This window comes from Kribbella sp. (assembly GCF_035655035.1).
Classification (GTDB): Bacteria; Actinomycetota; Actinomycetes; order Propionibacteriales; family Kribbellaceae; genus Kribbella.
The window spans coordinates 1-9,350 of record NZ_DASRVN010000509.1 but is presented as its reverse complement, the minus strand read 5'-3'; the positions used below and the strand labels follow the sequence as shown (position 1 = coordinate 9,350).

Sequence of the window (9,350 nt, the reverse complement as noted above, 5' to 3'; positions counted from 1 at the left end):
ACGTGGTTGTTGGCCGAGGACCCGTGGCTCTGGAACGCGGCCAGGTATCGCTGGTGCCAGTACAGCTGCTGCAGAGCCAACTCGTTGTGCTCGAACAGGTCTGTGATGTCAGGCCAGTCGTTGAGCAGGCGTCTGATCCAGGTCCAGCTGATCAGGCGCAGACCGATCTCGATACCGCTCGCCCAGTGCACTCCGGACAGGAACGGGTTCGCACGCCACCAGTCGTTCAGGTGGTCGGCTACGCGTTCGGCGTACCGGTCGTCGTGGGTCAGGAACCACGCCGCGGCCAGTTGGGTGAGGTGGTGGTGCCGGGACAGCTCCCACACCTGCTTGATGTTGCCGACGGCCTGCTCGTTCCGGTGGTTGAGCTTGAACACGTACTGCGTTGGGTCCGAACGGCGGCCTGTTACCGGGTCACGGAACCAGTCCGGTGCTTTGAGGTCCGTGCGTTCTAGGCCTAGTACTTCGAGGTTGCCGGCCAAGATGGCGTCTGCCTGCTTGATCACTGCCTTACGGGCGTCTTCCGGTACGGCGCAGGCTGTGTGTGGCGGGAGCGTCGTACTGAACGTTCTCTCGCGCTGTAGCGGCAGGGTCAGGTTTCCGTGCTGCCCGGGCCGGACCTGTTGGTAGGCCCAGGCAGTACGGCGTCCGGCATCGCTGGTGCGCTGGATGAGTTCGGTGGGGGACATCCGGCGCAGGCGGCGGACGTACCAGCCCAAGGGCTGGCGGCTCACACGGTCCCCTGACCGGGGCGGTGGGGCGGGGGAAGAATTGACTCAGCCTTCCCGGAGGCCAGGCTGCGGTCCACTGCGATGGTGGCGCGGGTGGTGGCGACCAGTTGCTCGAACGGGATCGGCATCGGTCCGCCGGTGCGTACTGCGGCGATGAAACGCTCCAGCTCGTTGCGCTGGCCCTTGTCGGTACTGCGGGACTTGCGGGTGGCGGGTTTCCGCCCGGCCCACACGGACGCGCGCTGGAAGTTGTCGAAACGCGCGTTGCGGCCCCCGCCGGTGATGTCGATCGTCTCCTTCGGGAAACGCGCGTTGCCGCCGCCGACGTACGTGATCGTGCCGACGGACCCGTTCGCGAACCGGATCGTCACGAGGACGTCGCCGGTGTCGGGTCCGGGTACGGCGTACACCTGGGTCGGGAGGCTGTCGATCCACCAGGTGAGCGTGTCGATGAAGTGGCCGCCCTCACCGGCGAACCGGGTGCCTTCCTTGCCGGCGTCGAGGTACCAGCTGGTGGAGTCGAGCTTGCCGGCGTTCACCAGGTACCTGACCGAGGTGCTGCCGTGGTCGCCGAAGCGGTCCTTCAGGTCGGTCAGCAGCGGCGCGAACCGGCGGTTGAACCCGACCATCAGCCGATCGTTGCCGGTGGCATCCACGGTGGCGACGACCTGGTCCAGCTCGTCGTCGGTCAAGGCCAGCGGCTTCTCGACGAAGACGGCCTTTCCGGTCTCCAGCGCGCGGCACGTCAGCTCGGCATGCGAACTGTGCCGTGTGACGACGAACACGGCGTCCAGCCGGTCGTCCGCCAGTACGGCTGCCGCGTCGGTCCCTACTTCCTCGAACCCGAACCGTCGCTGGGCATTTGCCGCCGACAACGACTTGTTCGTCGCGACCCGTCCCAGGACAACCTGCTCGTTCTTCTGCAGCTGCGGCAGCAACATGCTCGACGCATAGTTCCCCGCGCCAACGAACCCAACCCGCACCACGCCGGCGGAAGCCGGCCCTCCGGCCGGCCCCCGCCGGCGGCTGGTCTCACCCTCCGCGACACCTCCGGCCTGCCCCTTACCGCGGCCCCCCTCTTCGCCCCCAGCGCCGCGCGCTGCGCCATCAGCCCTGCGCGCCGTGCGGGTGTTGTCGGGTGATGCTTCCTTTGGGTATTCGAAGAGGAAGCCGACGCCGGGGTAGGTGCCGGTGCTGAGTTTTTGGTAGACGTCGGTGGCGTCGGCGATCGGGAAGGTGTTGGCGATCAGCGCGCCGACGTCGATCTGTTCGCGGGCGATCAGGTCCACGAAGCATTCGAGGTTGCGCCGTTCGGTCCACCGGACGTACCCGGCGGGGTAGTCGATCCCCTGCAGCTCGTACCGGTCGTCGTACCGCCCCGGCCCGTACGACCGCGAGAACCGGACGTCCAGCTCCTTGTCGTAGTACGCGTTCCACGGAAGATCCAGCCTGGTCTTGCCGATGTCCACCACCCGCGCGCGGTCCCGTGCCAACCGGGCCGCGGTCTCCACCGGCCCGTTCGAGTGCCCGCCGGCCGCGAGCAGGATGCGGTCCGCGCCGAGCCCGTTGGATGCCTGCAGCAACGACCGCTCGAGCGCCGCCACTCCGGCCTCGTCGGCTCCCACGCAGTACAACGCGCCCGCCTTCTCCGCCATCCGGCAGCGATCCGCGACCGTGTCGATCCCGAACACCCGCACCCCAGCGGCCACCAGCAACCGCACCACCAATTGCCCGACGAGCCCGAGCCCGATCACCACAGCCGTGTCACCCAGCTGGACCTCGGCCTGCCGCACGCCCTGCATCGCGATCGCACCAACAGTGGAGAACGCGGCCTGCTCAGCCGGCACCCCGTCCGGCACCGGCACGCACAGATTCACCGGCACCCAGTTGTACTCCGCATGCAACGCGAACTCGTTCCCCGCCGCGGCAACCAACTGCCCGACACTGAACTCCTCCGCACCGGCCCCGACCTCCACGACCACCCCGCACACCGAGTACCCGAGCGGCGTGTACGAGTCGAGCTTGTTCATCACCTTCTTGTACGTACTCGTCAGCCCCTGCTGCGCAACCGTGTCCAGCACCTTGCGCACCTGGTCGGGCCGCGCCTTCGCCTTGCCCACCAGCGAAAGCCGTGCCTCGCCGACCTTCATCAGCTCGGTCCCGGTCGAGATCAGCGAGTACAGCGAACGGATCAGCACCCCGCCCGGCGCACAAGCCGGCGGCGGTACGTCGAGAACCGCCAGCTCGCCGGACTTGTAGTTCTGTGCAACCTGCTTCATGTCCGTCCTTCATCCAGAGGTGATGGTCACGCCCAGCGAGCGCATGTGCCGCGTCCAGGTCTCCAGCGTCAGCAGCTGCCAGATCTGCTTGGAGTAGTCCTCGCGTCCGGATCGTTCATTGTCGACAATCTGCTGTACGGCGGCCTGCCGCAGGAACCCGCTGCCGACCAGCTCGCCGCGCAGCAGTACGTCGTCGACCAGTTCGCGCAGGTCGTTCCGCACCCAGGCGCGCAGCGGCGCACTGAACGACGCCTTCGGCCGGTAGATGATCTCCTTCGGCAACCACGCCTCGGCGGCCTGCTTCAGCGCCAGTTTGCCGACCCGGCGGTGGATCTTCGCGCTGCCCGGGATCGAGAACGCCGCCCGCGCCACGACCGGGTCGACGAACGGCGTCCGGACCTCGGTCGACGCCGCCATGCTCGCGCGGTCGGTGTACGTGAGGTTCAGTCCGGGCAGGAACATCCGCGAGTCCGCGAGGCACATCCGGTTGACGTGGTCGTCGAGCGCGTTGTCATGGTAGATGTCGCTGTGCTCGGCGAGCAGCTTCCCGACGTACGGCTCGAGGTCCGGGCTGATCAGCCCGGCGAGCTGGTCCGCGTCGTACATCGTGTAGCTGCGCCGGAACGCCTCCTCCTCGGGGAGGTTCGCGAACGTCTCGAACCGTTTCGCCCAGCGCGCGTAGCGCAGCCCGCGACCGTTGATGGTCACCGGGAGCCGCCGTACGGCCGGTCCGGCCAGCCCGTTCCGCAGTACGCCGGGGAGTCGTTGGTACTGCGCTCCCATCACACAGGCGAGGTGCTTGCGGTACCCGCCGAACAGCTCGTCGGCGCCCATCCCGGACAGCAGCACCTTGACGCCGGCGTCGCGCGCGGTGTCGCACATCAGCAGCGTGTTGATCGCGGCCGGGTCACCGATCGGTTCGTCCAGATTGTCAACAATCCGCGGAAGCAGCTCGACGACGTCCGGCGCGAGCTCGATCTCGTGCAGGTCGATGCCGAACTGCCGGGCCAGCTTGCGCGCGTAGATCGCGTCGTCCGGCATCGCCTCGAGCTTCTGGTCCTGCGAGCGGAAGGTGATCGTGTACGAGTCGACGCCCGGGTCCAGGCGCTTCGCCAGTACGGTCACCAGGCTGGAATCCAGACCGCCGCTGAGGAAGGTGGAGACCGGGACATCGGCGACCATGTGCGCGGCGACCGACTCCTCGATGATCGAACGCAGGTCCGCGGGCGGGCCTTCGGCGGCCTCGGTCGCGACGTCGCTCACCCGCCAGTACGTCTCGTGCCGGCTGCTGCCGTCCGGCCGGAACTCCGCCCACGAACCCGGCGGCAGCTTGTCGACACCGTCGATCGCGCAGCGCTGCTCGGGCAGCCAGTAATAGAGCATGGATGCGATCAGCGCGCCGGGCTCGGTGCGGAGCTCGGACCCGACAGCGGTGACGAGCGCCTTCAGTTCGGACGCGAAGATCACGCCGCCCTGCCGGCGGAGGAAGTACAGCGGCTTGATGCCGAGCGGGTCGCGGGCCAGGTACAGGCTGCCGCTCTCCTCGTCCAGCATCGCGAACGCGAACATGCCGCGGAACCGCCCGAGGGCGGCCGGACCCCAGCGGCGCCAGGCTTCCAGTACGACCTCGGTGTCGCTCCGGGTGCGGAAGCGCACGCCCGACTTCGACAGCTCGGCCCGGAGTTCCTTGTAGTTGTAGAGCTCGCCGTTGTAGCAGATCGTCAGGCCGCGCTTGCTGAACGGCTGGTCCGCGGCGGCGGACAGGTCGATGATCGACAATCTGCGATGCGCGAGGTACGCCCGGACGTCGCCGTCGTCGAACGCGTGGACCCGATCCGCGTCCGGACCACGGTGCGCGATCCGGTCGCTCATCGCCTTCGCGAGCGCGAAGCCGTCGCGCTGCTGGTAGCAGCCCGCGATGCCGCACACGTCAGGATCCCGTCTTGACGCCGGCGGCCGCGTCGACCCGGCTGACATGCCCGGTGAGCTGGTCGTACACCTCGAGGTAGGCCTTCTGCTGATGCCGCCACCCTAGGACCTGTTCGACGCGTTCGCGGCCGAGCTTCGCCATCCGGCGGCGGCGTACCTGGTCGTCGAGCAGCGCGACGATCGCGTCACCGTACTTCGCCACATCGTTCGGCTCGACGTACACCGCGGCGTCGGCGGCCGACACCTTCGTCTCCACCAGGTCGAAGGCGACGACCGGGAGCTCGAACGCCATGTACTCCATGGTCTTGTTCATCGTCGACACGTCGTTGAGCGGGTTCTTCGGGTCGGGGGAGAGGCCGAGGTCCGCGGTCGACATCACCGCGCGCACGGTCTCGTCCGGCACCCGGCCGGTGAACTCGACGTACTCGCCGAGCCCGAGCTCGTCTCGCAGCGCGACCACCTCGTCGAACGAGTCGCCGCCACCCATCAGCGTGAACGCGATGTCGGTGCGGTGCAGATTGTTGACAATATGATCCGCGGCCCGGACGACGATGTCGACGCCGTCCTGCGGGCCCATCACGCCGATGTACGTGACCAGGTGCCGGTGCCCGCGGCGGAGCGCGTCGTCCGGCGTACCGCGGCGGAGCTTGTCCGGATCGGGGCCGGTGCGGACCACGGTCACGTCGTGGTTCGCCTTGCCGCTGCGGGTGATCGCGATCCGGCGGTACGAGTCGTTCGTCGAGATCACGTGGTCGGCCTGCCGGTGGGTGGTCCGCTCGAGGAAGCGGAGTCCCTTGTACGGAAGGCTCGCCGTACCGCCGAACCGCGACTGGAACAGCTCCGGGCACAGGTCGTGGTGGTCGAACACGAACCGCGTGCCGTCGAGCCGCCGCAGCAGCATCGCGATCGGCCAGAAGATGTCCGGCGGGTTGCAGGCCTGCAGCACGGCGAACCGGCCGGCCTTGCGGGCCCGGAACACCAGCCGGAGCGTCATCAGGAACGAGTACGCGTACTCCCAGACGAAGCCGGCCTTGCTGCCACCCGGCGCGTACGCCTTGTACTTGTGCACGGTCACGCCGTCGATCACGTCGTACGACGGATCGCCCGGTCCCTTCGGGCAGACCACCGTCACGTCGTACCCGGCCGCGACCAGCGCCTGGCACTCCAGCCAGACGCGCCGGTCGAACGGCACCCACAGGTTCTGGATGATGATCAGCACCCGCGGACCGCTCACCAGCCGACCCCTTCGTATCCGGGCAGTGCTTCGGCCGCGGCGCCGAGCCGGCCGCTCAGGTCGATGGTCCGGGCCGGCGGGTTGTCCAGCAGCGCGTCGACCGCGGCGCTGTCGGTCGCGGAGACGATCGCCACGTCGGCGCCGGCCAGCGCGGCGTCCGGATCGTCGGTCAGCACCCGTTGCAGGTGCGGAAGTTTCGACCGGACGTGCCGCAGGTTCGCGCCGACCAGGCGGGTCGGGTTCACGATCGCGTCGTAGATCCGCAGGTTGTAGCCCTTGCCGATCAGGCGTTCGGCGAGCTCGACGTTCGGGCTCTCGCGGAGGTCGTCGGTGGCGTGCTTGAAGCTCAGCCCGAGCAGCGCGATCTCGCGGCCGGGGCCGGCGATCACCCGGTCGACGACGTCGCGGACGCTGCGCTCGTTGGTTGCCAGCGCCCCGGAGAGCAGCGGGAGTTCGGTGTCGTTGATCCGCGCCAGGTGCAGGACGCTGCGCAGGTCCTTCGGCAGGCACGAGCCGCCGAACGCGAAGCCGGGCTTCAGGTAGTACGGCGAGATGTTCAGGCTGGTGTCCTGGACGAAGATCCGCATCACCTCGCGCGAGTCCACGGCGAAGTGCCGGAAGATCCGGCCCATCTCGTTCGCGAACGAGACCTTGGTTGCGTGGAACGCGTTGCACGCGTACTTCAGCGCCTCGGCTGTCCGAACGTCGACAATCTGAACGTCGACATTCAGGAAGGAGAACAAGTCGGTCAGAGCGGTACCGACTTCCGGGTTCCGGGTGCCGACCACGACGAACGGTGGCTCGTAGAAGTCCGCCAGCCCGGACCCCTCGCGCAGAAACTCCGGGCACATCGCCGTACCGAACGTCAGCCCATCCGGCACGGGCAACTCGGCCAGCACCTGCGCCACGACCTCGTCGACGGTCCCCGGCGGAACTGTGCTGCGCACGACGATGCTGTGAAACCCGGACTCCGGCCGTACGACGTCCCGCGCCGCCTCGGCGATGTCCCGCACCGCACGCTTGATGTAGGTCAGATCGGTACTTCCCGCCGAGGTCGACGGCGTACCGACACAGATCAACGAGACATCGGCGCTGTCCAGCGCCTCGCGTGGATCGGTGGTCGCCCGCAACCGCCCGGCCGCGACCCCCGCCGCCACGAGCTCGTCCAGCCCCGGCTCGACCACCGGACTGTGCCCCCGCGCGATCGGCTCCACCTTGGCGGTGTCGACGTCCACCCCCCACACCTCATGCCCGGCAGCAGCCAGGCAAGCCGCCGTCACCGACCCCACATACCCCAAGCCGAACACGGCAACTCTCATAACGCCCCCCACAGGCAAGATCACGACGTCCCCACGCCCCAGCGCCCATGAGAGCAACCACCCCATCCCGCTGATACACCCCTGTGGAAATCTCCCGCAGGAAATCCGCCCCGGAAACTATCCTGGTCACAGAAAGTGCCCACGCGAAGCACGAGCCCTCATGCAGACCCCGTACCAGCCCCCGAACGGCGACACCGCGATGGTGACCGACACCGGCACCGCCGCCCAGAGCCTCGCCCGCGCCGTCCAGCTCTGGCACGAGGGGAAGGCGCACCGACGACGCCGCACCGGATTCCGGTGCCGGGCGATTTGCTGAGGCAGGCGCAGAGTCTTCGGGATAGCCCGCCGGCTGGTGCGGCGGCGAGGCCGAGTGTGGCGCCTCAGGTGAACGTGAACCGCCCGCCGGGCCTGGGCGTCGCCCGGTCCAAGGAACGCTGAACTGGCCCGGCCTCCCAAATTGGCTGTATCAGGGCGGGTTTCCGTTGATCTGTATTGGGCGACGGGAACTTGTGGGGTGAGGGGATGGCGGGATGAGGGTTCTGGTTGCGGGGGATCGGGGTTACATCGGGGCGGTGATGGTGCCGTTCCTGCGGGGTGCGGGACATGAGGTGGGTGGGCTGGACTCCGGGTTGTACGAGGGGTGCGACCTGCTCGGCGGGCCGGAGGCGGTCGACGGGCGGGTGCCGCGGGATCTGCGGGACGTGACGGCGGACGAACTGCGCGGGTACGACGCGGTCGTGTGCCTGGCCGCGTTGTCCAACGATCCGCTGGGAAATCTCGACAAGGACGCGACGTACTCGGTCAACCTGGACGGGACGCTCAACCTCGCGCGGGCCGCGAAGGACGCCGGCGTCGAGCGGTTCCTGTTCGCGTCGTCGTGCAGCTTATACGGTGCCGCGGGGTCGGAGGCCGTGACCGAGGAGGCCGAGCTGTTCCCGGTGACGGCGTACGGCGAGACGAAGGCACTGGCCGAGCAGGAGCTGTCGAAGCTCGCCGACGACAACTTCAGCCCGACGTACCTGCGGAACGCGACCGCGTACGGAGCCTCGACGCGGCTGCGGCTCGACATTGTTGTCAACAATCTGACAGCCATCGCGGCGACCAGCGGTCAGGTGCGGCTGGAGAGCGACGGCACCCCGTGGCGGCCGCTCGTCCACATCGAGGACATCAGCCGCGCGTTCGACGCGGTGCTCGCCGCGCCACGGGAGACGGTCCACGACGAGGCGTTCAACGTCGGCCGGTCCGAGGACGTCGTCCAGGTCCGCGACATCGCCGAGATGGTCCGCGAGGCGGTCCCGGGTTCGACACTGTCGATCGCCGCCGGCGCCGGGCCGGACCTGCGCAACTACAAGGTCGACTTCGGCAAGCTCAGCGACACGTTCCCGGACCTGAAGCTGCAGTGGTCGGTCCGCAAGGGCGTCGACGAGCTGTACGACGCCTACCGGCGGCACGGCCTCACGCTCGACGACTTCAACTCCGCGCAGTTCGTCCGGTTGCGCCGCATCCAGCAACTGCTGGACGCCGGGCTTGTCGACAATCGACTGCGCCGCCGCACCGACGAGCCGTTCCCGGGACCGAAGGAGCTGCAGTGATGGACAAGGGGATGACGGATCCAGCCTGCCGGCTCTGCGGCGAGGCGCTGACGCAGACGTTCGTCGACCTCGGCATGTCGCCGCCGTGCGAGAGCTACCTGCGCGCCGACCAGCTCGACAGCGGTGAGACGTTCTACCCGCTGCACGTCCGGATCTGCGGCAACTGCCTGCTCGTCCAGCTTCCGGCGTACGTCGCGGCCGACGACGTGTTCAGCGACTACCTGTACTTCTCGTCGTACTCGACCAGCTGGGTCGAGCACGCGCGC

Annotated in this window: 8 protein-coding genes; 3 read left to right on the top strand and 5 right to left on the bottom strand. The window is 68.4% G+C overall.

Going from position 1 to position 9,350, the window contains the following annotated elements:
• From VFF46_RS27895 to VFF46_RS27875, 5 genes are all read right to left on the bottom strand, one after another.
• Positions 1-734: hypothetical protein (locus tag VFF46_RS27895; RefSeq protein ID WP_325040197.1), on the bottom strand; the 734-nt coding region annotated here is incomplete at its 3' end.
• Positions 731-3,010 (bottom strand): bi-domain-containing oxidoreductase, encoded by a 2,280-nt coding sequence (locus VFF46_RS27890; protein WP_325040196.1) that lies wholly within the window; start codon positions 3,008-3,010, stop codon positions 731-733. The genes VFF46_RS27895 and VFF46_RS27890, both read right to left, overlap by 4 nt.
• 9 nt (positions 3,011-3,019) lie before the next feature.
• Complete coding sequence (gene asnB, locus VFF46_RS27885) at positions 3,020-4,939, bottom strand: asparagine synthase (glutamine-hydrolyzing) (protein ID WP_325040195.1); 1,920 nt, start codon at positions 4,937-4,939, stop codon at positions 3,020-3,022.
• A gap of 1 nt (position 4,940) precedes the next feature.
• Positions 4,941-6,173, bottom strand: a complete 1,233-nt coding sequence (locus VFF46_RS27880; protein WP_325040194.1) for a glycosyltransferase family 4 protein — start codon at positions 6,171-6,173, stop codon at positions 4,941-4,943.
• On the bottom strand, positions 6,170-7,492 hold the full coding sequence (locus VFF46_RS27875; protein ID WP_325040193.1) for a UDP-glucose/GDP-mannose dehydrogenase family protein: 1,323 nt from the start codon (positions 7,490-7,492) through the stop codon (positions 6,170-6,172). The genes VFF46_RS27880 and VFF46_RS27875 overlap by 4 nt, the downstream gene beginning before the upstream one ends.
• Positions 7,493-7,652: 160 nt before the next feature.
• Between VFF46_RS27875 and VFF46_RS27870 the strand changes: the two genes are divergently transcribed.
• The 3 genes from VFF46_RS27870 to VFF46_RS27860 form a co-directional block, all read left to right on the top strand.
• Complete coding sequence (locus tag VFF46_RS27870; RefSeq protein ID WP_325040192.1) at positions 7,653-7,808, top strand: hypothetical protein; 156 nt, start codon at positions 7,653-7,655, stop codon at positions 7,806-7,808.
• A 214-nt stretch (positions 7,809-8,022) separates the two neighbouring features.
• On the top strand, positions 8,023-9,084 hold the full coding sequence (locus VFF46_RS27865) for an SDR family oxidoreductase (protein ID WP_325040191.1): 1,062 nt from the start codon (positions 8,023-8,025) through the stop codon (positions 9,082-9,084).
• The coding region (locus VFF46_RS27860) for a class I SAM-dependent methyltransferase (RefSeq protein WP_414673099.1) at positions 9,084-9,350 on the top strand (267 nt) is incomplete at its 3' end. The genes VFF46_RS27865 and VFF46_RS27860, both read left to right, overlap by 1 nt.

Bases quoted from the DNA above. Each gene is read 5' to 3' on its own strand.
- VFF46_RS27875 (WP_325040193.1), bottom strand. From the start codon at position 7,492: ATGAGAGTTGCCGTGTTCGGCTTGGGGTATGTGGGGTCGGTGACGGCG.
- VFF46_RS27865 (WP_325040191.1), top strand. From the start codon at position 8,023: ATGAGGGTTCTGGTTGCGGGGGATCGGGGTTACATCGGGGCGGTGATG.
- VFF46_RS27870 (WP_325040192.1), top strand. From the start codon at position 7,653: ATGCAGACCCCGTACCAGCCCCCGAACGGCGACACCGCGATGGTGACC.
- VFF46_RS27890 (WP_325040196.1), bottom strand. From the start codon at position 3,010: ATGAAGCAGGTTGCACAGAACTACAAGTCCGGCGAGCTGGCGGTTCTC.